Source organism: Brevundimonas sp. GW821-FHT10E09 (assembly GCF_058809375.1).
Map to the genome: position 1 here is coordinate 92,821 of NZ_JBXASO010000003.1, position 26,589 is coordinate 119,409.

The 26,589-nt window shown below is 66.8% G+C and carries 25 protein-coding genes; 20 read left to right on the top strand and 5 right to left on the bottom strand.

The window, feature by feature from the left end:
* Positions 1–132 precede the first annotated feature (132 nt).
* From AC1RSI_RS03855 to AC1RSI_RS03880, 6 genes are all read left to right on the top strand, one after another.
* On the top strand, positions 133–1,251 hold the full coding sequence (locus tag AC1RSI_RS03855; protein WP_492322658.1) for a TolC family protein: 1,119 nt from the start codon (positions 133–135) through the stop codon (positions 1,249–1,251).
* Positions 1,239–2,291: an efflux RND transporter periplasmic adaptor subunit gene (locus AC1RSI_RS03860; protein ID WP_152950489.1), complete on the top strand. Its 1,053-nt coding sequence runs from the start codon at positions 1,239–1,241 to the stop codon at positions 2,289–2,291. Before AC1RSI_RS03855 ends, AC1RSI_RS03860 begins: the two co-directional genes overlap by 13 nt.
* Positions 2,288–5,338: an efflux RND transporter permease subunit gene (locus tag AC1RSI_RS03865; protein WP_447941514.1), complete on the top strand. Its 3,051-nt coding sequence runs from the start codon at positions 2,288–2,290 to the stop codon at positions 5,336–5,338. The genes AC1RSI_RS03860 and AC1RSI_RS03865 overlap by 4 nt, the downstream gene beginning before the upstream one ends.
* Positions 5,335–5,949: a dual specificity protein phosphatase family protein gene (locus AC1RSI_RS03870; protein WP_227975954.1), complete on the top strand. Its 615-nt coding sequence runs from the start codon at positions 5,335–5,337 to the stop codon at positions 5,947–5,949. Before AC1RSI_RS03865 ends, AC1RSI_RS03870 begins: the two co-directional genes overlap by 4 nt.
* Positions 5,950–6,035: 86 nt before the next feature.
* Positions 6,036–6,677, top strand: coding sequence for a phosphatase PAP2 family protein (locus tag AC1RSI_RS03875; RefSeq protein WP_194166965.1), 642 nt, complete (start codon positions 6,036–6,038; stop codon positions 6,675–6,677).
* 40 nt (positions 6,678–6,717) lie between these two features.
* Positions 6,718–7,299, top strand: a complete 582-nt coding sequence (locus AC1RSI_RS03880) for a DUF1003 domain-containing protein (protein ID WP_152950486.1) — start codon at positions 6,718–6,720, stop codon at positions 7,297–7,299.
* Here the strand turns inward: AC1RSI_RS03880 and AC1RSI_RS03885 are convergent.
* The 3 genes from AC1RSI_RS03885 to AC1RSI_RS03895 all read right to left on the bottom strand — a co-directional run bounded on the left by AC1RSI_RS03885 (position 7,290) and on the right by AC1RSI_RS03895 (position 8,835).
* Complete coding sequence (locus tag AC1RSI_RS03885) at positions 7,290–7,868, bottom strand: cation efflux transmembrane domain-containing protein (RefSeq protein WP_152950485.1); 579 nt, start codon at positions 7,866–7,868, stop codon at positions 7,290–7,292. The genes AC1RSI_RS03880 and AC1RSI_RS03885 overlap by 10 nt on opposite strands.
* Before the next feature lie 131 nt (positions 7,869–7,999).
* A complete protein-coding gene (locus AC1RSI_RS03890) occupies positions 8,000–8,344 on the bottom strand; it encodes a YnfA family protein (RefSeq protein ID WP_152950484.1) in 345 nt (114 codons plus the stop codon).
* Entirely contained in the window at positions 8,341–8,835 is a 495-nt protein-coding gene (locus AC1RSI_RS03895; RefSeq protein WP_152950483.1) for a DUF411 domain-containing protein, read from the bottom strand. The genes AC1RSI_RS03890 and AC1RSI_RS03895 overlap by 4 nt, the downstream gene beginning before the upstream one ends.
* 160 nt (positions 8,836–8,995) lie before the next feature.
* Here AC1RSI_RS03895 and AC1RSI_RS03900 point away from each other — a divergent pair, with 160 nt between their 5' ends.
* The 7 genes from AC1RSI_RS03900 (at position 8,996) to AC1RSI_RS03930 (ending at position 18,106) form a co-directional block, all read left to right on the top strand.
* Positions 8,996–9,394 carry a hypothetical protein gene (locus AC1RSI_RS03900; protein ID WP_447941513.1) on the top strand — a complete coding sequence of 133 codons (399 nt, stop codon included), beginning with the start codon at positions 8,996–8,998 and terminating at the stop codon, positions 9,392–9,394.
* 51 nt (positions 9,395–9,445) lie between these two features.
* On the top strand, positions 9,446–10,762 hold the full coding sequence (locus AC1RSI_RS03905) for a TolC family protein (RefSeq protein WP_227975953.1): 1,317 nt from the start codon (positions 9,446–9,448) through the stop codon (positions 10,760–10,762).
* A complete protein-coding gene (locus tag AC1RSI_RS03910) occupies positions 10,759–12,021 on the top strand; it encodes an efflux RND transporter periplasmic adaptor subunit (protein ID WP_152950481.1) in 1,263 nt (420 codons plus the stop codon). The genes AC1RSI_RS03905 and AC1RSI_RS03910 overlap by 4 nt, the downstream gene beginning before the upstream one ends.
* 14 nt (positions 12,022–12,035) lie before the next feature.
* On the top strand, positions 12,036–15,224 hold the full coding sequence (locus AC1RSI_RS03915) for an efflux RND transporter permease subunit (protein ID WP_447941512.1): 3,189 nt from the start codon (positions 12,036–12,038) through the stop codon (positions 15,222–15,224).
* Between the two features lie 50 nt (positions 15,225–15,274).
* Positions 15,275–16,006, top strand: a complete 732-nt coding sequence (locus tag AC1RSI_RS03920) for a HupE/UreJ family protein (protein WP_152950479.1) — start codon at positions 15,275–15,277, stop codon at positions 16,004–16,006.
* A gap of 14 nt (positions 16,007–16,020) precedes the next feature.
* A complete protein-coding gene (locus AC1RSI_RS03925) occupies positions 16,021–16,698 on the top strand; it encodes a transmembrane anchor protein (RefSeq protein WP_152950478.1) in 678 nt (225 codons plus the stop codon).
* Positions 16,699–16,780: 82 nt separating this feature from the next.
* Entirely contained in the window at positions 16,781–18,106 is a 1,326-nt protein-coding gene (locus AC1RSI_RS03930; RefSeq protein ID WP_152950477.1) for an MFS transporter, read from the top strand.
* A gap of 139 nt (positions 18,107–18,245) precedes the next feature.
* On the opposite strand, the gene AC1RSI_RS03935 is transcribed toward AC1RSI_RS03930, so the two are convergent.
* Positions 18,246–18,668, bottom strand: a complete 423-nt coding sequence (locus AC1RSI_RS03935) for an SRPBCC family protein (protein ID WP_291755544.1) — start codon at positions 18,666–18,668, stop codon at positions 18,246–18,248.
* A gap of 15 nt (positions 18,669–18,683) precedes the next feature.
* On the opposite strand from AC1RSI_RS03935, the gene AC1RSI_RS03940 reads away from it, so the two are divergent.
* The 7 genes from AC1RSI_RS03940 to AC1RSI_RS03970 all read left to right on the top strand — a co-directional run bounded on the left by AC1RSI_RS03940 (position 18,684) and on the right by AC1RSI_RS03970 (position 25,956).
* Positions 18,684–20,576 carry a type IV secretory system conjugative DNA transfer family protein gene (locus tag AC1RSI_RS03940; RefSeq protein ID WP_313552877.1) on the top strand — a complete coding sequence of 631 codons (1,893 nt, stop codon included), beginning with the start codon at positions 18,684–18,686 and terminating at the stop codon, positions 20,574–20,576.
* Positions 20,577–20,587: 11 nt separating this feature from the next.
* Entirely contained in the window at positions 20,588–21,040 is a 453-nt protein-coding gene (locus AC1RSI_RS03945) for a hypothetical protein (RefSeq protein ID WP_152950476.1), read from the top strand.
* Between the two features lies 1 nt (position 21,041).
* Entirely contained in the window at positions 21,042–21,998 is a 957-nt protein-coding gene (trbB, locus tag AC1RSI_RS03950) for a P-type conjugative transfer ATPase TrbB (RefSeq protein WP_313552878.1), read from the top strand.
* A gap of 273 nt (positions 21,999–22,271) precedes the next feature.
* Positions 22,272–22,592: a TrbC/VirB2 family type IV secretion system protein gene (locus tag AC1RSI_RS03955; RefSeq protein ID WP_050771641.1), complete on the top strand. Its 321-nt coding sequence runs from the start codon at positions 22,272–22,274 to the stop codon at positions 22,590–22,592.
* Positions 22,592–22,870: a VirB3 family type IV secretion system protein gene (locus AC1RSI_RS03960; protein ID WP_152950474.1), complete on the top strand. Its 279-nt coding sequence runs from the start codon at positions 22,592–22,594 to the stop codon at positions 22,868–22,870. The genes AC1RSI_RS03955 and AC1RSI_RS03960 overlap by 1 nt, the downstream gene beginning before the upstream one ends.
* On the top strand, positions 22,824–25,331 hold the full coding sequence (gene trbE / locus AC1RSI_RS03965; RefSeq protein WP_291755534.1) for a conjugal transfer protein TrbE: 2,508 nt from the start codon (positions 22,824–22,826) through the stop codon (positions 25,329–25,331). Before AC1RSI_RS03960 ends, trbE begins: the two co-directional genes overlap by 47 nt.
* A gap of 106 nt (positions 25,332–25,437) precedes the next feature.
* The gene (locus AC1RSI_RS03970) at positions 25,438–25,956 is read left to right on the top strand and encodes a TrbJ/VirB5 family protein (protein WP_492322659.1); all 519 of its coding nucleotides are present in this window, start codon (positions 25,438–25,440) and stop codon (positions 25,954–25,956) included.
* Here AC1RSI_RS03970 and AC1RSI_RS03975 read toward each other — a convergent pair.
* Positions 25,928–26,572, bottom strand: coding sequence for a nucleotidyl transferase AbiEii/AbiGii toxin family protein (locus AC1RSI_RS03975; RefSeq protein WP_447941508.1), 645 nt, complete (start codon positions 26,570–26,572; stop codon positions 25,928–25,930). The two genes, AC1RSI_RS03970 and AC1RSI_RS03975, sit on opposite strands and share 29 nt — an antisense overlap.
* Positions 26,573–26,589: the final 17 nt, after the last annotated feature.

Consider the following 26,589-nt stretch of genomic DNA (forward strand, 5'->3'; position numbering starts at 1 on the left):
TCGGCCGATCCCACGAGCGCTTCGCTCGCCGATCGCCTTCGGTTGGCACGCCCAGAGGCTCAGCCCATCGATCTGACCGCACCGCTTGGCCCGGACGCCCTTGCGGCGATCGCCATCGTTTTGAACCTTGACTTGAGGAGCCAGCGCGCCCGGGTCGGCGTGGCCGAGGCCCAGGCCTTTGACGCCGGCCTCTTTCCCGATCCGCAGTTCAGCGCCAGTCTTGATCGACCGCAGTCCGCCCCGATGCTCGTCGACGCCCTGGCGGCCTCTCTCGGTCTGGATACATCGGCCTTTTATCTCCGCCCTCAGAGGCTGCGGAGCGCGCGAGCGGTGGAGCGGCAAGCCCGACTGGATCTCGCCTGGCTAGAGTGGCAGACGGGCAATCAGGCGGCTGTGCTGGCCGCCCGTATTCAGGGTCTGGAGAATAACCTCCAACTGACGCGCGAGGCGGAGGCCCTGTCGGCCTCGATTCTGAATCGCTCGCTGGCCGCCCTGGCCAGGGGAGACCTGTCCGCCACTGACGTCGAGCCCCGGAGGATCGCCGAGGCCGATGCGGCCGATCGTCTGCGCGTCGCCGAACGCGATCTAGCCTCCGCCCGTCTGGAGTTGAATGCCCTGCTGGGCCTCAGCCCCGCGACCTCGATCCAGCTGACGCGCTTGCAGCCACCGTCGCCATGCTTACTGCACGTGGACACGCTGGTTGATAGGGCCCTGGCGCAGAGGCTCGACCTTCAGGCCTTGCGCGCGGGATATGAGGGCCAGGAGGCGACGCTGCAGGTCGCGGTTCTCCAGCAGTATCCCCGGTTGAACCTCTCTTTGAACGGGGCCCGGGACACCGGAGCCGTCCGCACCAACGGCGTCGCCGTTGGGTTCGACCTGCCTCTCTGGAACCGGAACCGCGGCCAGATCGCGATCCAGACCGCCACGCGCGAGCAGCTGCGCTCGGAGTACGAGACCCGGCTGTTCAGGACGCAGGCCGATATCGCGACCCTGGTGTCCGCGCTCGACATCGGCCGCCGGCAGCAGGCCGACCTGGCCAATCAACTGGGTCCGCTCCGCGCCTCGGTGGCCGCCTTCGAGAACGCGGCGGCGCGTGGCGACATAGCGCGGATCACCGCCGAGACCGCCCGCCTGTCCTTGCTCGACAAGTCGATCGCCTTGTCCGCCCTCGATCAGGCGATGGCCGAACAGACACGGGCTTTGCAGACCGCCGTCGGAACTTCGCTGGAGACGTTCGCATGCGCCGTCTGATCCTTCTCCTCGCCCTGGCGGCGATCCCGGCCGGCTGTTCCAAGCCCGCCGAAAAGGCGGCCGATCCCGTGGCTCAGGTCCGCACCGCTCCTGTCGTCAGAGCCGACCTGGACGAAACCGTCACCGCCTATGGTCAGGTGGAGTTCGATCCAGCCGGTCTTCGCGCCCTGACTGCTCCCTTCGAGGCCCAGGTGGCCCAGGTTCACGTTCGGGTCGGACAGTCTGTTTCGGCCGGGCAACCGATCGTGACCCTGACCGCCAGTCCCCAGACCCGCCTCGACCTCGGGCGGCTGGCTCGTGAGGCGCAGGTGGCGGCGAGCGAGGCGGAGCGGCTGGGTCGCCTGCGATCCGATGGCCTGGCCGGTGACGCGGAGGTCCAGACCGCGACGGCCACCGCCCAGACGGCACGTCAGGCCAGCGCGAACCTCCAGAGCCTGACGCGCGGCGGGCAGGTGACCCTGTCGGCACCGGTGGCAGGGATTGTCGATGCCGTGCCCAGCAGCCCGGGTAGTCTGGTGCCTGCCGGATCCGTGGTGGCCAATCTCGGGGCTGCCGGGCGGCTGAACGCCCGCATCGGCATTGAGGTCGAAGACGCCCAGAGGCTCAGGTCGGGCAGCGTCGTCATGCTGATGGGGTTGCATGATCAGGGCGGCACAGCTCCCTCTCGGGTGGCCTCAATCGACCGGCGTGTCGATCCCGCCACCCGCCTCGCGGCTCTGCTTGTTCCGCTTCCGGCTGCGGGCGTGTTGCTTCCGGGCGAGGCCGTCAGGGCGGACGTAGTGGTCGGCACGCGCATCGGCGTCCTGACGGTGCCGCGCGCCGCGGTCCTCTATGATGGCGAGACGCCCTATGTGTTTGTCGTCAGCGCGGGCAAGGCGGTGCGCAGGCCCGTCCAGGTCGGACTTGAACTCACCGATCGGGTCGAACTGACCTCGGGCGTTCAAGCCAACGAGCAGGTGGTGATCGAGGGCGGTCCATCCCTCTCGGACGGCATGGCCGTGAGAGAAGCCGCCGCCGCGACCCCGGCGGCGCGCCCGTGACCCGCTGGCTCTCCGGCCAGGTCCGGTTCGTTCTTCTCGCCTTCGTCCTGCTGGCCCTGGCGGGGTCGGCGGCGGCGTTCAGACTGCCCGTGAGCCTGTTCCCGAAGATCGACTTCCCCCGGGTGGTGGTGGCCGTCGACGCCGGCGACCGTCCGGTGGAGCAGATGGTCAGCCAGGTGACCCGGCCGGTCGAGCGGGCGCTTCGCACCGTCCCCGGCGTAGCCTCCGTCCGATCTACCAGCAGCCGGGGCTCGGCCGAGCTGTCCGTCAACTTCGCCTGGGGCGCGGACATGGTCGCTGCGACCCTTCAGGCCGAGTCGGCCGTGAATGCGGTGATGCCGGACCTGCCGCCGGGGACGCGGTTCGAAGTCCGGCGAATGGACCCGACGGTGTTTCCGGTCCTGGGTCTTGCGCTGGTGTCGCCCAGCCGCGATCCCGTGGCGCTGAGAGATTTCGCCCAGCTCCAGCTCGCCCCGCTGCTGTCTTCGACGCCCGGCGTGGCCAGCGTGACCGTGCAGGGCGGTCAGGAGAAGGAATATCAGGTGCTGGCGGACCCCACGCGACTCCAGGCGCTGGGTCTCTCTGTCGAAGACCTGGCACGGGTCCTGTCGTCCAACAACGTCGTGGTCGCAGCGGGTCGCTTGGAGGACCGTTATCGGCTGTATCTGGTGCTCACCGACAACCAGCTGACCGGCATCGACGATATCCGCTGGACCGTGATCCAGACCGGCGCGCGCGGTGTGGTCGAACTGGACGATATCGCCGATGTCGTGGTCCGACAGACCCCGCAGTGGACGCGGGTCACGTCGCAGGGCCAGGACGCGGTGCTGGTCAACATTCGCCAGACGCCAGACGCCAACAGCGTCGGTCTGGTCAAAGAGGTGCAGCGACGCATCGCCGCCTTCAAGGTGGAGACCCCCGCCGATGTTCAGATCGTTACCTTCTACGACCAGTCGCAGCTGGTGACCGCAGCGGCGAGCAGCGTGCGCGACGCTATCCTGTTGGGCGCTCTGCTGGCCGGTGTTGTGCTGTTCGTCTTTCTTCGCAGCCTGCGCTTCATGGTGATCGTCGCCCTGATGCTGCCTGCCGTGTTGGCGACGACCTGCATCGCCCTCGGCCTTCTGGGCATGAGTTTCAACATGATGACCCTGGGGGGTATGGCCGCGGCCGTCGGCCTGGTCGTGGACGACGCGGTGGTCATGCTGGAACATCTGATGCGGCGGCTTCAGGAGAAGCGCAGAGGGGCGGAAGCCGGGGAGGACGGTGTGCTGGTTTCGGCGGCCGAGATGGCCCGCCCGCTCATCGGATCGACGCTCGCCACCATCCTAGTCTTCGCGCCCCTCGCCTTCTTGAGCGGCGTCACGGGCGGGTTCTTCAAGGCCCTTGCTGTCACGATGTCGGCGTCGCTCGCCGTTTCCCTGATCTTCGCTCTGTTCGTCGCGCCGTTGCTCGCCGAGCGATGGGTGCGGGAACGCGACGTGGAGCAGGCCGAGCGGGCAGGCGGGCTGCTCGAACGATTCGGTGGTCGTTACGAGACGCTGATGACGCGCGTTCTGGGACGGCCGGGTCGGCTTGCATTGATCGTGGGCCTCGTCGTCCTGTTGATCGGCGGGCTCGCCTATACCCGGGTCGGGTCGGGCTTCATGCCCAAGATGGACGAAGGCGGCTTCATCCTCGATTACTATGCCGCGCCGGGCACGTCGCTGAGCGAAACCGACCGGCTGTTACGACAAGTCGAGTCCATCCTCCAAGCCACGCCGGACGTCGAAAGCTATTCGCGGCGGACCGGGCTGCAGCTCGGCGGCAGCCTATCCGAAGCCAATGAGGGCGACTTTTTCGTGAGGCTGAAGGCCAAGGGCCGACGTCCGCTCGAAGTCGTCACCGCAGAGGTCCGATCCAAGATCGAGGCGTCCGTGCTCGGCCTCACGGTCGAGACGGCGCAACTGATGGAGGACCTGATCGGCGATCTGACCGCTGTGCCCCAGCCGATCGAGGTCAAGCTGCTGGGGGCGGACATGGCGGCATTGAAAACGGCATCGCCAATGGTCGTGGATGCCATCGGCAAGATCCGGGGCGTGGTCGAGGTCAGCGGTGGCCTGCGGGTCGCCGGCGACGCCGTGGTTATAGCCGTGGATCGGCCGGCCGCGGCTCTGGAAGGCCTCGATCCCGAGGCGGTGACGCGACAGCTCCAGCTTCTGGTAGGCGGCAACGTCATCGGGCAGATTCAGGAGGGCGAAAAACTGGTCGGCGTGCGGGTCTGGACGGCAGGCGATCTCCGCGATCGTGTGCGCGCTCTGGAGACCCTGCCGCTGCGCGCGCCGGACGGGCACACCCTGCCTCTCTCGCGTGTCGCGACCCTGACGATCGCGCCCGGTCAGCCGCAGGTCACCCGCGAGAATCTACAGCCGTTGGTGGCTGTGACCGCGCGGCTGGATCAACGCGATTTGGGCTCGGCGATGCGCGAGGTTCAGCGCACGGTGGCCTCGTTGAGCCTGCCGTCTGGCGTCCGCGTCGAGTACGGCGGCCTCTATGCCGAACAACAGAAGTCGTTCCGTGACCTGGCGGTGGTCTTCGTCAGCGCCTTAGCGCTCGTCGGGTTGCTGTTCCTCTATCTGTTTCAGGGATGGGCAGCGGCGGCGAGCATCGTCGTCACGCTTCTGCTGGCGGCGTCCAGTGTCTTCCTGGGCCTGTGGGCCACGGGCACTGAGCTCAACATCTCCGCCATGATGGGCCTCACGATGGTCATCGGCATCGTCGCCGAGTTGGGCGTCTTCTACCTCGCGGAACTGCCACCGAACCAACGGGCGGACGCCAAGACGTTGATAGCCGCTGGGCGGGCGAGACTTCGGCCCATCCTCATGTCCGCCCTGATCGCCATTTTGGCCTTGGCGCCCCTCGCGCTCGGCCTCGGCGAGGGGTCGGCGATGCAAAAGCCCCTCGCGATCGCGATCATCACCGGTCTGATCGCCGGTGTGCCGCTGATCCTGATTTTTTGTCCCGCCCTGTTGGCGCGCCTTTCCACTCCGCTCCGGGAGCGACCGCAATGAAGTTCAGCCTGCCGTCTTCGCGTGGCCCACGCGTGCTGCTCAAGATCGTCGCCGGCCTTGGGTCCGCGACCCTCTGGACGATGGCCGCCATCGGCCTGTTCGTCGTGGCCTTTGTCAGCTTCACCATGGCTAACGACAATTTCCACGCCGTCGCCAAGGATGAGGCTTTCCGGTCGGCGCAGCCGTCGCCGCAGGACCTCGAACGCTATGCGCGGGATCATGGCATCCGCACCGTTATCAATCTGAGAGGGGCGAACCCGTCCGAGGCCTGGTACCGCGACGAGGTGGCCACCGCGCGTCGCCTGGGCTTGCGCCACATCGACTTCCGCATGTCCGCGAAGCGGGGCATTACCAACGAAGAGGCTTGGCGGCTGATCCAGGTCATGCGCGACGCGCCCAAGCCCCTGCTGATCCATTGCGAATCGGGCGCCGACCGCAGCGGGCTTGCCTCGGCCCTCTATGTGGCTGCGGTGGAAGGGCTCGGTGAGGAGGCCGCGGAGCGACACCTCTCGCTGCGCTACGGCCATGTCCAGGCGCCGTTTGGCAAGGGGTGGGGCTCCACCGTCACCTGGGAGCGCATGGAGCCTTCCTTGGGCTTTGTCGGTAGCTGATGCTGGGAAGACTGCCTGTGTCCGGATTGGCCTCCACTCTGGGGCGGGTGCGCGGTCGGCTGAGCGGAGCGGTCATCGCGACCTTCATGGCCGGTTCGCTGGCCATCTGGGGCTTCCTGACCCTCGCGGGCGAAATGCGTGAAGGCGAGACCCGGGCGATCGATGAACGCCTGATGCTGCTGATGCGTGAAAGGGGCGATCAGAATGATCCGCTCGGGCCGCGGTGGCTTGAAGAGGCGATGCGTGACGTGACGGCCCTCGGCGGCTTCACGGTGCTGACGCTCGTCACGATCGTCGCTGTGGTCACGCTGATGCGAGCCAGGCGGTGGCGCAAGGCGCTTGGCATGGCAACGGTGGCGCTCGGCGCCGAGCTGACGAGCGATGTGCTGAAGCTCGCCTACGCCCGGCCCCGACCGGACCTCGTGCCCCACGGGAGCTATGTCTATTCCAACAGTTTCCCGAGCGGCCATTCCACCTTGTCCGTCGCCATCTATTTCACACTCGCGGCTTTGTTAGCGGCGGGCGCGGTCCGCCCGAGCTCCCGTAGAATGATCTATATGGTGGCCGGATCGGTGGTGCTTATGATTGGCGCAAGCCGTGTCTATCTGGGCGTGCACTGGCCGACCGACGTCGCCGCCGGGTGGGCACTGGGATCAATCTGGGCCTTGATCGGCTGGCGATGGCTTGGCGAACCGACGACTGCGGGCGCAGGCCCGACGCAGCACTGACGCCAGATCCGACCCTCACATCCCTCATGAAGAGATGGCGATGACCAACGACAGACTCGACCTGGATCATCTTGCACGGCGTTGGCTTGGCAAGGCCACGCCGGAGCTAGCGGAAGCCGAGCGCCGCGTCCTCAGCCGCACGGTGCATCGAAAACCCGTTTCGCAGGACGTCAATGCGGCGTTCAAGAGCGACCTGACCTTCGGCGAACGCCTGTCCGACCGAGTCGCCCGTTTGGGTGGCTCCTGGGGCTTCATCAGCAGCTTTGGTTTGTTTTTGCTGGTCTGGGCGATCCTGAATCTCACCCTTGGTCGGCACGCCTTCGATCCCTATCCCTTCATTTTCCTGAACCTGTTGTTGTCGATGCTCGCTGCGATCCAGGCCCCGATCATCATGATGAGTCAGAACCGGCAGGCTACGAAAGATCGGCTGGATGCCTCACATGACTATGAGGTCAACCTGAAGGCGGAGATCGAGATCATGGCCCTGCATGAAAAACTGGATCAGATGCGTGACAGCCAAATCCAGACCTTGATCAGCAAACAGCAGGAGCAGATCGAGCTGTTGACGACTCTGTTGCGCAAAGACGGTGTCGCGGCCGAAACGCCCAAAGGTCAGGCCTGATTCACGTCCGCCTCGCGTCCTGCGGCCCTCCAGACATCCCGCGCCGCGTCGGCGTTTAGTGCTGCGATCGCCAGGCCGACAATCAGGTCCGGCCAAGCGGAACGCCAAAGGAAGGCGGTCACGAGGCCGGCGGCGACGATCGCCACATTGGCCAGAGCGTCATTGCGGGCGGACAGGAAGGCGGCGCGCGTCAGACTGCCCCGGCTGGCGCGGAACCGTGTGAGCAAAAGGGCGCAGGCGAGGTTGACTGCTAAGGCCCCCGCTCCGGTCACCGAAAGCAAAATCGGCTGCGGAGGGGACGGTGCCTGAAACTGGCTCCAAGCCGTCCAGATCGTCGCCAGTCCCGGGATCAGGATCAAAATGGCCAGGCATCGACCGACCCGTGCCCGAACCGTCGCCGAAGCCATAAGCGTCATGCCGATCAGCAGGTTGATCGCTGCATCCTCAAGAAAGTCGACAGAGTCCGCGAAAAGGGAGACCGACCCAATGGCCCGCGCGACCGTGAACTCGACCCCGAAATAGGAGAGGTTCAGGAAGGCAACCAACCAAACGGTCTGGCGCAGGTCCATCTGGTAACCGGTTGACCTCACGCGATCTGCCCAGTTCCGAGGGGTTCAAGTGCCATCTCCTCCGCCAAGCCCTCTCGCTGCGAACCGGTTCTTACGACGCACGCGAGGATCAGCAGTTTAGCCCGGTTTGATCAAGGACGCGGCGCGAACAGGATGACGCCTGCACCGATCAGGCACAGCATAGCCCCAATGACATCCCATCGGTCGGGGCGGCTGCCCTCGACCAGCCAGAGCCAAAGAAGAGACGACAGGATATAGACGCCGCCGTAGGCGGCATAGGCACGTCCCGCGGCCTCGACCTCCACAAGGGTCAGCAACCAGGCGAACACCGCCAAGCACGCCAACCCCGGAACGATCCACGCCACCGACCTGCCCAGGCGAATCCAGGTCCAGAAGGCGTAGCAGCCTGCGATCTCGGCGAGCGCCGCACCGAGATAGACTGCTAGCGTCGTCGGCGAGATCGTGGCGGGCGTCATCCGTGGCTGGCGAACACGCGGGTGGCACCGTTTTTGAGGATAAGCAGGGTCTGGAACCCCTGGACCCGGTCGGCCGGGGCTGGCATCCCCGGGGATCCCGCCGGCATGCCCGGCACCGACAGACCGAAGGCGTCGGGGCGCTCGCGGACCAGTCGGGCCACGTCCTCGGCCGGCACATGTCCCTCGATCGCATAGGACCCCACAACTCCAGTGTGACAGGACGCCAGGGCGTCGGGCACGCCGTAGCGGCGGCGAATGGGGGCAAGGTCTTCCAACTCGCGCACCGTCGCCGTCCATCCGGCCGCCGTCAAATGCTGGACCCAGGCCCCGCAGCAGCCGCACCAAGGCGTCTTGTAGACGGTGATGGCCTGAACCGCCTGGGCCGCAAGGACCGGCGAAGCCAAGACCGATGACGCCAGGGCCAGACCCGGCAAGGCCCGGACAAAAGACCGACGAGAGGGCGCGAGCTGGGGGGCGGGCGAGAGGGACATGTCGGTAAGCTCCGTTCGACACCACCTATCGCGCCTATGGTCTTCGTCGTCGAGGTTCGCCGATCTTTAGTGGGAAGCGAGGATGTCGCAGCGTCGTACGCGGGGGCCACTCGTGTTGAAGTTTGCCCTGAGGCGGGATACGTGAGCCTCAGGAGTTCCCTTGCCGCCATCGATTCGGACATTCTGCGTCTCGCTATGCGTCGCTTTGGTGGCGGCGCTGACCTTGCACGCGTCCGCTCAGGCTCAGCATGAGGTCGGACATTCGGCCGGCTGGCCTCCCGTCGCCATGGTGGCGAGCGACGACCACGGGCATGCTCACATGCATGTGGCGCCGACCGAAACCACACCCGATGCACCGGACCAAGACCAGGACGGACAGCCGACCGGACATCACCACAGCGGCGTCGAAAAGCCATCGACCACGCCAGCCCTGAGCGTGGCCGGGCCGCTGCAGCTGGTCCGTGTCGCGGAGCACAGCCTCGGGCGAAGCTCACCCTTGGAAGACGTCGGGCTCGACGGGCCCGAATACCCCCCGAAACGGACAGGCGCGATCCTTTGATCCGACGCGGCCAGCCGGCCGCGCGCGCCATTCCGTTTTTGGAGATATCCCTTGCATACCCCATCGTCCGGCTTTGCCGGATCGTGGGCGCGTACACCGACCGTCACGGTCCTCGCGCTCATTCTGGCGGCCGCCATGCCGCCGTCCTTCGCCATGGCACAGTCCCCACCGTCGGCTGACGCAGCCGCTCGCTCTCTGACCCTCGAAGAGGCTCTCGCCCTCGCGGCCTCGGCCGATCCTGCCCTCGCGGGTACGGCCGCCCGGGTGCGCGCTGCTGAAGCGGGGGTGCGCCAGGCCGACGTCCGGCGCAATCCGACCCTGGGGTTGGTCGCTGAGAATATCGGTGGTGTCGGTGGCATCGGCCTGATCGACCGTTCCGAGACGACCCTGACCTACGAGCAGCCGATTGAGCGGGGCGGCGACCGGGATGCCCGCGTGTCCTTGGCGCGCAGCGAGGGTGTGCTGGTCGGAGCCACGGCGCAGGTCCGACGGCTAGACCGGCTCGAACAGGTTCAGACCGCCTGGGCGGAAGCCCTGGCCGCGCAGGCCGAAGTCGAGATCGCGCGAGAACGACTCGATCTGGCCGAACGGTTCCAGACCGAGGTCCAGCGCCGCGTAAACGCTGCACGTGACCCCCTGTTCGCGGGAGCCCGGGCCGAGTCCGAACTGGCCCAGGCCCAGATCGATTTTGATCAGGCCGAGATCGCGGCGCGCCTCGGCCGGGCCACCCTGGCCAGCTTCTGGATGGGACCGGCCGATTTTGTGCTGCGGGACGAGGATTTCACCGACACCAGCGCGTCGCGTAGACCGGCCGGTGATCCCACGATCATCGATGAGACGGCGATCGCGGCCCAACGCGACATCGCTACCTCAAGGGTAGCCGTTGAGCGGGCCCGCGCCGTGCCGGACGCCACCGTCAGCGTCGGGGTGAGGCATCTATGGAACGAAGACGCGCTCGCCTTCGTGGTCGGCGGCTCCATCCCGCTCGGCCGATATGATCGCAACGAGGGGGCAATCGAACGCGCCCAGGCCGAACGGATCGCGGCCGAGGCCGATCTGTCCGCCCTTCGGATCGAACGGGACCGTGAGATCGCCCGGCTCCAGGTCCTGCTAGCCGCCAAGGCCAGCGAGGCCCGGCGCATCGGCGAGGAGACCCTGCCCCAGGCCGAGCGTGCCGTGGTTCTCGTCCGTGAAGGCTTCGCTCGCGGCGGCTTCACCTACAACGACGTCATCCAGGCCCAGACCGCGCTTTTGCAGACGCGGGCGCGGCGAGTGGCGGTTCTGAGATCCTTTCATATCGAGCGCGCCCGCCTTGACCGGCTGACCGGCGCGCATGGCGGCCTGACCGGCCTGGAGATGCAACCATGATCCGCTATCCGACCGCACGGCGAGGCCTGGCCACGCCTCTGCTGACACTGGCCTTGGCCGTGGCCGGTTGCGGCCAGGGCGCGCCGGAAAAGCTGAGCCCCGAGGCTGCCGCCGCTGCCGCCGCAGACTATGAGCGCGGGCCGCACAATGGGCGGATGTTGCGCGACGGCGACTTCGCTCTGGAGATCACGATCTTTGAGGAAGGTTCGGAACCGCTCTATCGGCTCTACCCCTATTTGAAGGACAAGCCTGTCGATCCGCGTCAGGTCCAGGCGTTCATTGCCCTGACCCGCCTGGGGCCTTCGGTGGACCGGTTCGTCTTCACGGCGGCCGAGGATTATCTGACCAGTCCGACCGTCGTGGCGGAGCCGCATTCGTTCGATGTTTCGGTGGCGGCGACTCATGCGGGCAAGCGATCGACCTGGAGCTACCCGTCCTATGAGGGGCGCACGATCATCACGGCCGCCGCCGCACAGGCCGGCGGCGTGACGACCGCGCGTGCCGGTGGCGCGGTACTGGGCGAGAGCCTACCGTTGAGTGGTCGGGTCGAGATCACGCCGGAGGGCCAGAGCGAGGTCCACGCCCGTTATCCGGGCCGGATCATGGCATTGAACGCCGAATTGGGTCAGCGGGTTTCGCGGGGGCAGGTCCTCGCCCGGGTCGAGTCCAGCGAAAGTCTTCAGACCTACTCGGTCACCGCGCCGATCTCGGGCGTCATCATGGAGAAGAACGCGGTCCCCGGCGAGATCACCGGCAATGGCGAGCCGATGCTGGTGATCGGCGACCCCACGCGTCTTCACGCCGAGTTCTCGCTCTATCCGCGCGACGCCGAGCGTGTTCGTGCCGGACAGCGGGTCGAGGTCACCAGCCTGGCCGGAGATCACCGGTTCAACGGCGTGATCGAAACTATCCTGCCCGGCACCGATCCGATGAGCCAGACCCTGATCGCCCATGTCGATCTGGCCTATATGGGCGGGGTCTGGCGGCCGGGACTGGGGGTCCAAGGAATGGTCCAAGTCGGCCAGGGCGAGGTGCCGCTGGCGGTCCAGACCAAGGCCATCATGCCGTTCCGCGACTTCCAGGTCGTCTATGCCAAGGTGGGCAACACCTATGAGGTGCGGATGCTCGAACTGGGCCGCCGCACCGACGAATGGACGGAGGTGTTGGGCGGTCTCGCGCCAGGCACCGAATACGTCGTCGACGGTGCCTTCCTCATTCGCGCGGACATCGACAAGTCCGGCGCGAGCCATGATCACTAGGGAGCGCGCACACCATGCTTGAACGCATCATCGCGCTGTCGATCCGCTTCCGCTGGGGGGTGATGGCGCTGGTCCTGCTGGCCTGCGCGGTCGGCGTCTGGAGTTTCCAGCGCCTTCCGATCGACGCCACACCGGACATCACCAACGTCCAGATCCAGATCAACACCGAGGCCCCCGGCTATTCCCCGCTGGAGGCCGAACAACGGATCACCTTCCCCGTCGAGACGGCGGTGGCAGGGGTGCCGGGCCTTCAATATACGCGCTCCGTCTCCCGCTACGGGCTGAGCCAGGTCACCGTTATCTTCGAAGACGGGACCGACATCTATTTTGCGCGGCAACTGGTCAACGAGCGTCTGCAGAACGCGCTCAGCCAGTTGCCACCCGGGATCACGCCGGAGATGGGGCCCATCGCCACGGGGCTCGGCGAGATCTTCATGTACACGATCGAGGCCGAGCCCGGCGCCCGCCGCCCCGACGGCCAGCCCTATACGACCGAGGATTTGCGCACGCTGCAGGACTGGGTAATCCGACCCCAGCTGCGCAATACCAAGGGCGTCACCGAGGTCAACACCATCGGCGGCTATGAGCGGCAGTATCACGTCACCCCGAACCCCGACCGGCTCGCCGCCTATGGTGTGACCCTGGCCGAGGTGGTGAACGCCCTGGGCAACAACAACGCCAACGTCGGCGCGGGTTATGTCGAACGCTATGGCGAACAGTATCTGATCCGCGTGCCGGGTCAGGCCTCGACCACTGAGGATCTGGGTAATGTCGTCATCGCCACCCGTGGCGGCGTGCCGATCCGCATCGCCGATGTCGCCGATGTCGGGATGGGGGAAGAGTTGAGGACCGGCGCGGCAACGGAGAACGGTCGCGAGACCGTTTTGGCCACCGTGCTGATGCTGGCCGGCGAGAACAGCCGCGTCGTGGCCCAGGCGGCAGCCGTCAGCCTGGAGGAAGCCGCGCGCGCCCTGCCCAACGGCGTGACCGCCTCGCCAGTCTATGACCGGACGGACCTGGTCGAACGCGCCATTCATACGGTCGAAAAGAACCTGCTGGAAGGCGCGCTTCTGGTGATCGTCGTGCTGTTCCTTCTGCTCGGCAACATCCGCGCCGCCCTGATCACGGCGGCGGTCATTCCGGTGACCATGCTGATGACCATCACCGGCATGGTGCGCACCGGCACCTCGGGCAATCTGATGAGCCTTGGCGCGCTCGACTTCGGCCTGATCGTCGACGGGGCCGTCATTATCGTCGAGAACTGCCTGCGTCGCTTCGGTGAGGCCCAGCATCGTCTGGGTCGCGTCCTGAGCCGGGAAGAACGCTTCGAACTGGCCGCCACCGCCTCCAGCGAGGTGATCCGGCCGTCGCTGTTCGGGGTGATGATCATCACCCTGGTCTATGTGCCGATCTTCGCCCTGACCGGCGTGGAGGGAAAGACCTTCCACCCGATGGCGATCACCGTGGTCATCGCCCTGACGGCGGCCCTGGTCCTGTCCTTGACCTTCGTGCCGGCGGCGGTGGCCATGTTCGTCACCGGCAAGGTCGAGGAAAAGGACAGCTTCCTGATGCGCTGGGCGCGGATCGGCTATCAGCCGGCGCTCGATTTCGCGCTGAAGACAAGGGTCCTGATGATCGGTCTGGGGGTTTTTCTGGTCGCGCTCGCGGGATTTGGCGCGTCGCGGATGGGGTCGGAATTCATTCCGAACCTGGACGAGGGCGATATCGCCATGCATGCCCTGCGCATCCCCGGCACAAGCCTGAGCCAGGCCATCCATATGCAGACCGCCCTGGAGGCCCGGATCGCGACCTTCCCCGAGGTCGAGCGGGTCGTGGCCAAGATCGGCACCGCCGAGGTGGCCACCGACCCGGTGCCGCCTTCGGTCGCCGACACCTTCATCATGCTGAAGGATCGCAAGGACTGGCCTGATCCCCGCAAATCCCGTGGCCAGCTGGTCGAGGAGATGGAAGCGGCGGTAAACGAGGTTCCCGGCAGCAAATACGAGTTCACCCAGCCCATTCAGATGCGGTTCAACGAACTGCTCAGCGGCGTGCGCGCCGACGTCGCCATCAAGATCTTCGGCGACGATCTGGATGAACTGCTGAGGCTCGGTGCCGAGATCGAGACCATCGTGGCCAGCGTCGAAGGCTCGGCCGACCCCCAGACCGAACAGGTCACGGGACTGCCGGTGCTGCAGATCACGCCGGACCGGACGGCCATGGCCCGGCTGGGATTGAGCGTGAACGACGTCCAGTCGGTCATCTCCACCTCGATGGGCGGCACGACGGCGGGGCAGATCTTCGAGGGAGACCGGCGCTTTGACGTCGTTGTCCGTCTGCCCGAGGATATCCGGTCCAACACCGACGCGATTGGTCGCCTACAGGTGCCGCTGCCGGCGAACGAAGGCCAGCCGCGTCAGTTCGTGCCCCTGGCGGAGGTCGCCACCATCGCCCTCACGGTCGGTCCCAACCAGATCAGCCGCGAGGACGGCAAGCGGCGGATCGTGGTCACCTCCAACGTCCGGGACCGTGACCTGGGTTCGTTCATCGGCGAGGCCCAGCAGCGGATCGAGGCCGAGGTCGAGGTACCCGCCGGATACTGGGTCACCTATGGCGGCACGTTCGAACAGCTGATCTCGGCGGCAAAACGACTTCAGGTCGTGGTGCCGGCGGTCCTGCTGCTGATCTTCGGCCTGCTGTACGCCCTGTTCCGGTCGTGGCAGGACTCCGCCATTGTCTTCTCCGGCGTGCCTCTGGCGCTGACCGGGGGGGTGGCGGCCCTGATGATGCGGGATCTTCCGCTGTCGATCTCGGCGGGCGTGGGCTTCATCGCCCTGTCCGGCGTCGCGGTGCTGAACGGCGTGGTGATGGTAACCTTCATCCGCAGCCTGATCGAGGAGGGCAAGCCCGTCGCCGAAGCCATCAGGGAAGGGGCCCTGACGCGCCTGAGGCCAGTTCTGATGACCGCCCTGGTCGCCAGTCTGGGGTTCGTGCCCATGGCGCTTAACGTGGGGGCCGGAGCCGAGGTCCAGCGCCCGCTGGCGACGGTCGTGATTGGGGGGATCCTTTCCTCGACGATCCTGACCCTGCTGGTCCTGCCCGCGCTCTACAGCCTGGTGCATGGCCGTGATCGGTCCAGCGACCAACCGCGTCCGGCCTGGCGAGACCGTATCTCGTTCCGACGCAGGCGAGGTGCCCAATGACGCGCTCCGCCTCATCCAACGCTTCAGACCCAACCCCTGGAAAGGTCCCCATGACAGTGGCTTACCGGCCCGACGCCTGGTCGTGGCTCAAATCCCCCGCGACGGCGCTGTTCGCCGTTCTGCTGTTCTTCCTGATCGACGGCGTCACCGGCCAGGCCCTCGCCCATGGCGTGGCCGAAGGCGACAAGGGCTATATCCAGGAGACGTCCGGCATCGTGTTCTGGCCGTTCATCTATCTGGGGGCCAAACATATGGTCACCGGATACGACCATCTGCTGTTCCTGTTCGGCGTGATCTTCTTCCTCTACCGGATGAAGGACATCTCGATCTATGTGACGATGTTCGCCATCGGCCATTCGACCACGCTCCTGCTGGGCGTGCTGATGGATGTCAGCGTGTCCAGCTATCTGGTCGACGCCATTATCGGCCTGTCCGTGGTCTATAAGGCGCTGGACAATCTCGGTGCCTTCCAGCGCTGGTTCGGGGTCCAGCCGAACACCAAGGTCGCGACCCTGGTGTTCGGACTGTTCCACGGCTTTGGCCTGGCCACCAAGCTGCAGGACTTCAACATGGCCCCCGACGGGCTGTTCGTGAATCTGCTGGCGTTCAATATCGGCGTCGAGATCGGCCAACTCCTGGCCCTGGGCGCCATCCTGATCGCCATGGGGTTCTGGCGGAAGACCGGCAGTTTCTGGCGGCATGCCTATGTCGCCAACGTCGTCCTGATGACCCTCGGTTTCGTTCTGACGGGCTATCAGCTCGTCGGCTATTTCGTCCTCTGATCGGAGACTGACCCATGTACAACGCCAACAAGCCCACCGCCTCCGAACTGCCCTCGACCGCCAAGCTGCTGAAGTCGACGGGCATCGCCGCGGTCATCGCCGCCGGCCTGCTGGTCACGATCGTCATGCCCGCTGAATACGGGGTCGATCCGACCCGCGTCGGCTCGGTGTTCGGCCTGACCGAGATGGGCCGGATCAAGGTCTCGCTCGCCGCTGAGGCTCAGGCCGAGGAGGCAGCGGAGGCCAGCGCAGCGACCGCGGCTGCGGCTCCGGCACCCGCGACAGTGACGACCTCGCTCGCCCCGACGGCGGATGCGACCGCGCCTGCGACCGCAGCTCCCGGCGCGGCTCCGGTAGCCACCGCGGCCCAGGCCGCGACGCGGTCGGACCGGACGGTTTTGACATTGGCACCCGATCAGGGCGCAGAGATCAAGCTTGTGATGCAGGAGGGGGCCACGGTCCGCTATACTTGGTCCAGCAGCGGTGGCCGGATCAACTATGACACCCACGCCGACCGGCCGGGCACATCGTACCATGGCTATGCCAAGGGCTCGTCCGAGCGGGTCGAGGACACGCTGACGGCGGTCTTCACCGGCAGTCACGGCTGGTTCTGGCGTAACCGCACGGGCGCGCCGGTGACCATCACCCTGATCACCGATGGCGCCTACAGCGAGGTCAAGCGGGTCGTCTGACCGATCCCGCCCCGTCGTTGGTTCGATCGGAACGGACTACGGGGCATGTTCGGTTGACGCGCGACCCTCGAGAGAGATGCAGATGTTTTCGCCGCTTCGCCACGCCGCCTATCGCAACCTGTTCACGGCTCAGGTCGCCGCCCTGCTCGGCACCGGCATGGCCACAGTCGCCCTGGGTCTGCTGGCTTTCGACCTGGCCGGTGCGAATGCAGGACAGGTGCTGGGGGCTGCGTTGGCGATCAAGATGATCGCCTATATCGGCGTGGCCCCGTTCGCGAGCGCCCTGTCGGCCCGTCTGCCGCGAAAGACTCTGCTGGTCTCGCTGGATGTCGTGCGGGCGGGGGTCGCCGTCAGCCTGCCGTTCGTCAGCGAGCCGTGGCAGGTCTATGGGCTGATGACCGTGCTCTATGTCGCGTCCGCCGCCTTCACCCCGGCGTTCCAGGCCATGATCCCGGACCTGCTGCCCGACGAGGCGGAATACACCAAGGCGCTGTCGCTCTCGCGGCTGGCGGCCGACCTGGAGAGCGTGGCCAGTCCGGTGCTGGCGGCGCTGCTGCTAGCCTTCATCAGCTACAACAACCTGTTCGTCGGCACGGCGCTGGGGTTCGTCGTCTCGGCGCTGTTCGTGGTCGGGGCCAGCCTGCCGGTGCTGAGCAGAATCCAGCCCAAACCCTTCATCCAGCGGCTGACCGCAGGCATGCGGCTGTTCGCCCTCACGCCGCGTCTGCGCGGGCTCCTGGCCATCAGCCTGGCCACGGCGGCGGGCGGGGCCATGGTATTCGTCAATACCGTGGTCCTGGTGCAGTCACAGTTCGGCCTGTCGCAACAGGCGACCGCCTGGGCGCTCGCGGCATTCGGCGGTGGGTCGATGACAGCGGCCGTCGTGCTGCCGCGCCTGCTCAGCCGGGTGTCGGATCGTACGGCCATGGTGCTGGGGGCGGGTGTGATGACGTCGGTCCTGCTCGCCGGAGCCTGGGTCGCCGTCAGCTATCCGGTCCTGATCGGTCTGTGGGTGATCATGGGGTTCGGGTATTCATTGACCATTACCCCGGCGGGGCGGGCGCTGCGGCGCTCATCGACCGCTCAGGATCGACCTGCCCTGTTCGCAGCCCAGTTCGCCCTGTCCCACGCCTGCTGGCTGATCGCCTATCCGGTGGCGGGATTGGTCAGCGCCGAGGCTGATCCTGCCGCAGCCTTCCTCGTTCTGGCGGCGCTGTGCGCGACGGGTGCCGTGCTCGGTTTGTTGATATGGCCAGCGCGGGACCCCGAGACTTTGATGCACAGCCATCCGGATCTGGAGGCGGACGATCCGCATCTGACGGACGGGGCAGGGGGCACCGGCGCCGCTCACGCCCATCCCTTCGTGATCGACGAGAAACATGATCGCTGGCCTGGACCTGGCCGCTGAACGAACGCGCCAATCCGCTTACCGCGTCGAGCTTTCGGCGCAGCCGCCAACGATCCACCGAGTTTTCTTTGCGCTGGCGCTTAATGGTTGCTGCTCTGCAGACTGTCGGAGTTGGCCTCATCTTCAGCGACAGTATTCTCTAAGCGTCGGCGGGGTGGGGTCCGCCATGACGCGGCTTTTTCCCGGGTACGGAGGCAGGCCGACTACCCCTCATCTCCGCACGGCGCTTAAGCGCGCGCAAGGTTCCCGCCATCGGGGCAGGCAACAGGTTCGGAAAGTGATTTGGGAAGATCCTGGGTACAAATCCGCTGACCTCGGCGGAGAACGAAACATGGGTTCCGTTGCCACGGGGCGTTAGGGTGTAGGACATGCTCAAGAAGACGAAGCCGCGCATGCCCAATCGCCATGCGATCAGGTTCGGCTTGCGACGATCGAGCATGCGGCCCGTCAGCCTGTCGCAAAACTCTAATGCGACGGCCCAAAAATCGCCGTCACGTGCAAGTTGAAAATGCTCATCCTGCATCCTGTCCGGGGTGTGGGCGATTTGGCGAAAGCCGGTCACTGACGGACGCGTGTTGTGAGCTTGGGTCTGAAGCTTGCGGCCGGCAGTCTGGGCGTTCTCGCCGGGCTACAGGCCGCGACGCAATACATCGGCTGGACCTTCCAGTGGGCCAGCGTCCTTGGTGCTGGCTGGAGGTTGGGCCCCGATTGGGTCTTCTATCAGCCCTGGTCGATCCTTGAGTGGCGTGCGCGGTTCGGTGCTGAAGAACCCCAGGCCTTCGCGGCGAGCACCGCACTCATGCTCCTGGGGGCATCGGCGGGCCTGGGCCTTGGTGTTCTGTTCGATGGCGACGCGCGAAATTCTCGTGTGCGGGGATGGGGTGGGGTAGCAGAGGCCAGACGTGCGTCGCTTCTGATCTCCACCGGGGCGATGATTGGCCTTCTGCGCGGACGGATACTGGCGACGGTCGATCTTAGACCGACGCTGGTAACCGGGGGCACTCGATCTGGAAAGGGTAGGGGCCATGTCGTCCCCACCCTGCTGTCATGGACAGGCAGCGTTCTTGCCCATGACCCCAAAGGCGAGTTGTTCGCGCTGTCGGCGGGTTGGCGAGCGACCTTCTCTCATGCGCTGTTCATCAATCCCCGCAATCCAGCATCCGCCCGCTGGAACCCGCTCACCGAAATCTCCCTCGGCTCCGGCGAGTTGGCTCAGGTCCAGCGCCTGGTCGCGATCCTGTCCGATCCCGGCGGCGCCCGCGACGACGAAGCCATCTGGGACAAGGCCGCCTCGGAGATCCTCGAGGCCGTCATCCTCCACGTCCTCTACACAGCCGACGATGCCGACAAGACGCTGCTGAAGGTCCGCGAACTCCTCGCCGACCTCGACGATATCGCCGACGTGATGATCAAGACTTTGCACCGGCCCGGCCCCAACGGCGAGCCCGAGACCCATCCCTTCATCAAGACCGCGGTCAAAGGCTATGCGGCCATGCACGACCGCTTCCGCACCTCGGTTCAGGGCACGGCGCGGTCCTATCTCAAATGGCTGGCGGGCGAGGACGTCGAACGCTGCCTGTCCGCCTCGGACTTCCGCATGGGCGATCTGATGTGCGCCGAGGCCCCGGTGTCGCTTTACGTTCAGGTCGCTCCGGCCGATGCGGCCGCGCTCCGTCCTCTCGTCCGGTTGTTTTTCTACGCCGCCGCCCAGTCTCTCACGGCCCACGAGAAGACCGACGCCACCGGCCGGCCTAAACGCCACAAGCTCCTGATGCTGATGGATGAGTTCCCGTTGTTGGGTCGTCTCGCCTTCTTCGAGAAATCGCTGCGGTTGATGAGCGGCTACGGCATCAAGACCATGTTCGTGGCCCAGTCGCTGAACGACATCGTCGAGACCTACGGCCCGCACAACACGATCCTCGACAACTGCCACGTCTACACCGCCTTCGCCGCGCTCGACCCGCTGACCCAGGACAAGGTCTCCAAACTCACCGGCACGGTCACTGAGACGCGGACGAGCCGAAGCGGTCCCGCCGGTTTGGGAGCCGGTCGCAGCTCGGTCTCGCGTTCTGAGATCGAGCGCCCTCTGCTGGAGCCGGGAGAAGTCAGAGCTCTGCCGGACGACGATCAGCTCGTCTTCGTCGCCGGCTTCAAGCCGCTGCGGACCAGGAAGCTAAAATACGACCGCCGCGAACCGTTCCGGTCGCGGGCCAAGCTTCCACCACCGGATCAGGCCGCGCGGATCGACACCCCCGGGCGCGCGCCCCATCCGTGGGCGGGCCGCCGTGCGCTCGGCGAAAACCCCGAGGCCACGCTGCCCCTGTTCAAGGAGGTGGCTGGGGCGATCGACGACAAGAAGGCGGCCGCCAAGGCCGCAGAAATCTACGAACGGGTCGCGGGGGAGATGGCCGCCCAGCAGGCGGCCTTGGATCAATTGCAAGGTCAGGGTGGGGCGCGCAGTCAGTTGTAAGGAGTAGAGGAATGCCCAAGACGGTCGCTGCCCGCACGCGGGTGCAGGTCTATCTCACCGACGCCCGGGTCATTGCCGGCCTCAATCGGGAGGCCAAGGCCTCCAAGGCCACCCTCAGCCAGGCGGCGGGCCGGGCGATCGCGCGGGGTCTGGCCAAGGCGCCCCAGGCCGATCCCGAGGACCGTCTGCTGCAGCTGGAGCGGTCGCTTCGGGATCATATGCGGTCCAACTCGCGCGACATGCAGATCGTCCAGGAAGTCCTGATCGAGGTGGCCAAGGCGATGTTCCTGCGCCTGCCTGATGCGGTCGCCGATCAGGATCCGACCGTCCAGGCGGCGGTGGACCGGCGCATAGACCGGCTGCTGGATGCGGCGGCGTCCCGCATCGTTCAGGGTCGCGACCCCCGGCCGGAGCCGCCGTCTCGGTTCGACGCTGAGCCCCGATCCTTCGGCGCGGCCAACTGAGGTGCGGGCCCATCCGATTGTCGCCGAGCGCAAGCTCGAGGCCCTGCGCCACGCACTCGGCGATACCGTGCTGGCGGCCCTGGTCGAGCCGACCGTGGTCGAGATCCTCGCCAACCCCGACGGCCGCATCGTGCTCGACGTGCTGGGGTCGGGCCGCCGGGACACAGGCGAACGACTGTCGGCCGAGGCGCGCGACCGGACCATCAAGCTGATCGCGGACTATGTCGGCGAACCCGTGACGCGCGACGATCCGCGTCTGTCGGGCGTCCTGCCCGAGACCGGCGAGCGCTTTCAGGGGGTTCTGCCGCCGGTGTCGTCGGCCCCGGCCTTTTCGATCCGAAAACGCCCGGCGGTGATCTGGCGGCTGGACGACTATGTCCGCGACGGCGTGATCAGCGAGGCGCAGGCGGAGGCGCTTCGGTCCGCGGCGGTGGAGCGTCGGAACATCCTGATCTCCGGCGGCACCGGGTCGGGCAAGACCACTCTGGCCAATGCGGTGCTGGCGGAGCCGGCCTTCGCCGATGATCGCGTCTTCCTGGTCGAGGACACGCCGGAACTGCAGTGCTCGGCCTGGGATGTGGTCTCTGTGCTCACGCGCCGATATCCCAAGGTCATCGGCGTGGTCGATCTGGTCCGCGACGCCCTGCGGATGCGGCCGGACCGGATCGTGGTCGGCGAGATGCGCGAGGGGGCGGCGGCGCTGGAGACGCTCAAGAGCTGGAACACCGGCCATCCGGGCGGGCTGTCGACCCTGCACGCCAACTCCGCCGAGGAGGCCTTGCGCCGATTAGAAGATCTGATCGCCGAGGTCTCGAGCACCGTGCCCCGGCGCGCGATCGGCCAGGCTGTGGACCGGATCGTCCACATCCGCCGCACGCCGGAGGGTCGAAGAGTTGAAACCGTGCTCGCGGTCGATGGCGCCGAAGACGACGGCTATCGCATGCGCACTCTGGCTTGAGCCGCCGAACAAACGGGGACCGGACCGAGGCGAGGGTCATAAAACCTCCGCTACTGCTGAATAGGACGCAAGTCACGGCAAGTCGCAGAGTGACTTACGGCAAGTCACCTATGAGGGTCAGATTGAGTTTGTGCTGTGAGTTCACCTAAGTCATCTCTAACTCGGATTTGAGCTGTGCAAAAATACTCATCATCACTGTTGAAAAAATGTGGATGAGTTTGTTTGTCTTGATTCGCGGCGCCGGCTGATGCGCCTACAAACAGGAAGCAACCGATGCGTAGATTACTTCTACGCGGCCTTTCGGCCGCGACGGCGACCTGCGGCCTGCTGATGGCGGGCCAGGCCCTGGCGGGCGGGTCGGGGATGCCCTGGGAAGGGCCGCTCCAGCAGGTGGTGGAGTCCATCACCGGTCCCGTGGTCCAGGCCGCGGCCGTGGTGGCCGTGGTCCTGTTCGGAGCCGGCATCGCCATGAGCGAGAACGGCTCGTCGATGCGGCGGGGCCTGGGCATTATGTTTGGCCTCTCCATCGCCTTCGCCGCCTCGACCTTCTTCCTCGACTTCTTCGGCTTCGCCGGCGGCGTGGAGATCGGGTGATGGCGCAGATCTCGCTCGACCGCCGGCCGGACGGCTATGAGCTTCCGGTCGCCCAGGCCCTGGCCGAGCCGATGCTGATGGCCGGGATGCCGCGCGACTACGCCATCCTCATGGGCACCATCGCCCTGATGCTCGGCCTAGCGCTGCGCATCTGGTGGCTGGGTCTGCTGTGGTGGGCTATCGCCCATGCGATCGGCCTCTATGCCGCCCGCACCGACCGGCGCTTCTTCGATGTCCTGCGGCGTCATCTGGCGCTGCCCGGCCATCTGGACGGGTGAGGCGGCCTTGCGGTTCCTCGACGAGCATCGCCGTCGACCGGCGGCCCTGGCGGACCATCTGCCGTGGGCGGCGCTGGTCGCCCCCGGCGTGGTGCTGAACAAGGACGGCTCCTTCACCTCGGGCTTCCGCTTCCGGGGACCGGACCTGGAATCCTCGACCGAGGACGAGCTGATGGCGGTGCGGGCCCGGCTCAACAATGCTTTGAAACGCCTCGGCACTGGCTGGTGCCTTCATGTCGAGGCCAGCCGCCGACCGGCCGCCGCCTATCCTGATGGCGAGATTGCGGTCGAGGCGGCCTGGCTGGTGGACGCCGAGCTCCGGGCCCTGTTCGAGGGCGCAGACCCGGCGTTCGAGACCGATTTCCGCGCGGCCCTGACCTGGCTGCCGCCGATGGACGACGCGCGGCACATGGAGCGCTGGCTGTTCGACGGCCTGGAAAAAGGCGGGCGGGATTGGCGCACGGCGCTGGACACCTTCCGCCGCGAGGCCGGCGGCGTGCTGGACCTCCTGGCCGATGCCCTGCCGGAAGTGGTGGCGCTGGACGATCCGGCCCTGCTGACCTGGCTGCACGACTGCGTCTCACCGAAAGCCTTCGCCGTCCGGCCGCCCGAGACGCCGATGTTCCTGGACGCCTGGCTGACCGACGCGGGCCTCACCGGCGGCGTGGCACCCAGGCTCGGCGATCGCTGGCTGAAGGTGGTCTCGGTGCGGGGCCTGCCCTCGACCACCCGGCCCGGGCTGCTCGACGCCTTGGGGTCGCTGCCCTTCGCCTATCGCTGGAGCGCGCGCTGGATCGGACTCGACAAGGCCGAGGCCGAGCGGGAGATCGTCAAGCTGAGGAAGCGCTGGTTCGCCAAGAGAAAGGGCGTCGGCATCCTGCTTCGTGAGGCCATCACCAAGGAGGAGGTCCCGCTTCTGGACACCGACGCCGCCTCCAAGACGGAGGAATGCGACGGGGCGCTTGAGGCCTTGGGAGCCGAGGCCTGCGCCTTCGGCTATCTGACCCTGACCGTGACCGTCATGGATCAAAACGAGGCGGTCGCCGCCGAGAAGGCTCGTGCCATCGAGGCGGCGCTGAACGCTCAGGGCCTCGTCGCCCGGATCGAGGATCTGAACGCGGTCGAGGCCTGGCTCGGCTCCCTGCCCGGCGAGCCCTATGCCGATGTCCGGCGACCCCTGGTCTCCACCCTGAACCTGGCCGACCTCCTGCCTGTTTCGGCCGTCTGGGCCGGGCCGGCGATCGACGCCCATCTCGACGGCCCGCCTCTGGCCGTGGCGCGGACGACGGGCTCTACGCCGTTCCGGCTCGTGTTGCACGTCGGCGACGTCGGCCACGCCATGGTCGTGGGCCCCACCGGCTCGGGCAAGTCTGCGCTGCTGTCCTTCCTGGCCCTGCAGTGGTTCCGCTATCCCGGGGCCCGGGTGGTGTTCTTCGACAAGGGCCGATCGGCCCGGGCCGCGACCCTGGCGGCCGGTGGACGCTGGCGGGCCCTGGAGGCCGGGACGCCCTTCGCCCTGCAACCCCTCGCGCGGGTCGATCAGGAGCCGGAGCGGGCCTGGGCGGCCGAGTGGCTGGCCGAGACCTGCAAACTGGCCGGGCTGGACCCCAGCCCGCGCCTGCGCGAAGAGATCTGGATCGCCCTGGCGGCGCTGGCGGATGCGCCGGTCTCGCAGCGGACCCTTACGGTGTTCTGCGCCCTGGTTCAGGACCGGGCGGTGGCCGCCGCCCTGGAACCCCTGACCCTGAAGGGTCCGCACGGTGCCCTGCTGGATGGGGCGTTTGAGGCGCTGGAGCCGACCCGATTCGACACCTTCGAGCTGGAAAGCCTGATGGCGACGCCGTCGGCCGTGGCCCCGGTGCTCTCGGCCCTGTTCCATCACCTGGAGCGGGAGTTCGACGGCCGTCCGACGATGCTGATCCTGGACGAGGCCTGGCTGTTCCTCGGCGAGACCGCCTTCGCCGCCAAGATCCGTGAATGGCTGAAGACGCTGAGGAAGAAGCGCGTCGCCGTGGTGTTCGCCACCCAGTCGCTTGACGACATCGCCGCCTCGCCGATCGCGTCGAGTCTGATCGAGAGCTGCCCGACCCAGGTCTTCCTGCCCAATCCGCGGGCGCTGGAGCCGTCTTCCGCCGACCTCTATCGCGGCTTCGGCCTCAATCGCCGCCAGCTGGAGCTGATCGCCTTCGCCACGCCCAAGCGCGCCTACTACTGGCGTCAGCCTCGGGGCCGGCGGCTGTTCGATCTCAAGCTTTCGGGCGTGGCCTTGGCACTTTGCGGCGCGTCCTCGCCCGAGGACCAGACCCTGATCGACGACGTACTGGAGCGGCTCGGCGACAGCCACGCCGATCCGTCAGCCTTCGCCCGTGAATTCCTCAAAGCCAAGGGAGTGACCCATGTGGACGCCATCTTCGATTCAATGGGCTTGGACGCTTTCGACCTGCCCATCGCGGCGGAGTAGGGGGCTCCTGCTCGCCGGCCTCGCCGTCACCCTGGCGGCCTGTTCCGAGCCCGAGCCGGCCAAGGCCAGTCCACCGCCCGCGCCGCCGCCGGCCCCACCGCAGGCCGTGGTGTTCGACCCGCGCAATCACATCGAGAACGCGCTCCAGGCCTCGCGCCAGCTCGACAGCCTCGCCAACGAGGCCCGGATGCTGGCCAACCAGGCGCGCGAGCTGGCCGCCTCGCCCTACAGCCATCTTGGCGAGACCACCTCCACCCTGCGTGACATCGGGGAACTGGCCCGGAATGTCCGGGGCGTCGCCTCGACCGTCACCCAGCTCGAAGACCAGTTCACCGATCTCTATCCGACCGCCGTCGAGGGCCTCGACCCGGCCAATGCGCTTCAGCAGAGCGAACGGCGAACAACGGCGGCGCGAGAGACGGCCCAGGACCTGGCCCGCACCGCCGCCGAACTGGAGCGGCTCAGCCAGGGGCGGGACCGGCGACTGCAGGGTGCCCTGTCGGCCAGCGAACGGGCCGAGGGCCAGACCGCCGCCATCCAGTCCTCGACCCAGATCCTCGCCGTTCTGGCCGAGGACCTGAGCTCGATGCGCACCATCATGCTCGCTCAGTCGCGGCTGATGTAGGGAGTGCCGTATCGCGACGATCGAAGGTGCGGGCGAACGCTTCCGCCAAAGTCTCGCCGTCGAACTCAAAGGTGTTGGCGATCGCCCACAGATCGAAGAAGTCCTTCAACCGCGTGTTGGCCATCCCCAGTTCGACCATGGCCTGGAACTTCTCGGCGACGACGGTCTCTCGCGGATAGGCCAGCAGCTTGGCCCTCGGCTGATCCAGGAGCGATGGATATTCGATCTGCACGGCCGCCGGCGTGATGGTGTCTCCGTATCCGATGTCGATGTGGACCTTGAGCTTCGCGCCGTTGATCTCCGCGCTGACGTCCACCGACACGCCGCTGTATTCCGCGTCGGGCCGCGCGATTTCGGCGACCAGCGTATCTGGCAGAAACAGCACGCCGTCATCGTCAACGGGGATCGCCACAACCTCGCGAAAGATGTCGCGCACGACGTCAGGGGCGCTGTCGCCGAGGCCCAGGAGATCGAGGTCGCCGCTCGGTCGGTGCGGCGTCGGCGCCCATTGGGCGAACAACATCGCGCCTTTCAGGATGAAGCGGTCGTGGTGGTTGGAGACGCTCAATCGATAGAGCAGACGCTCGATCGCATAGCGCAGGAAGACGAGTTGCACGTCCTCACGGCGCAGCC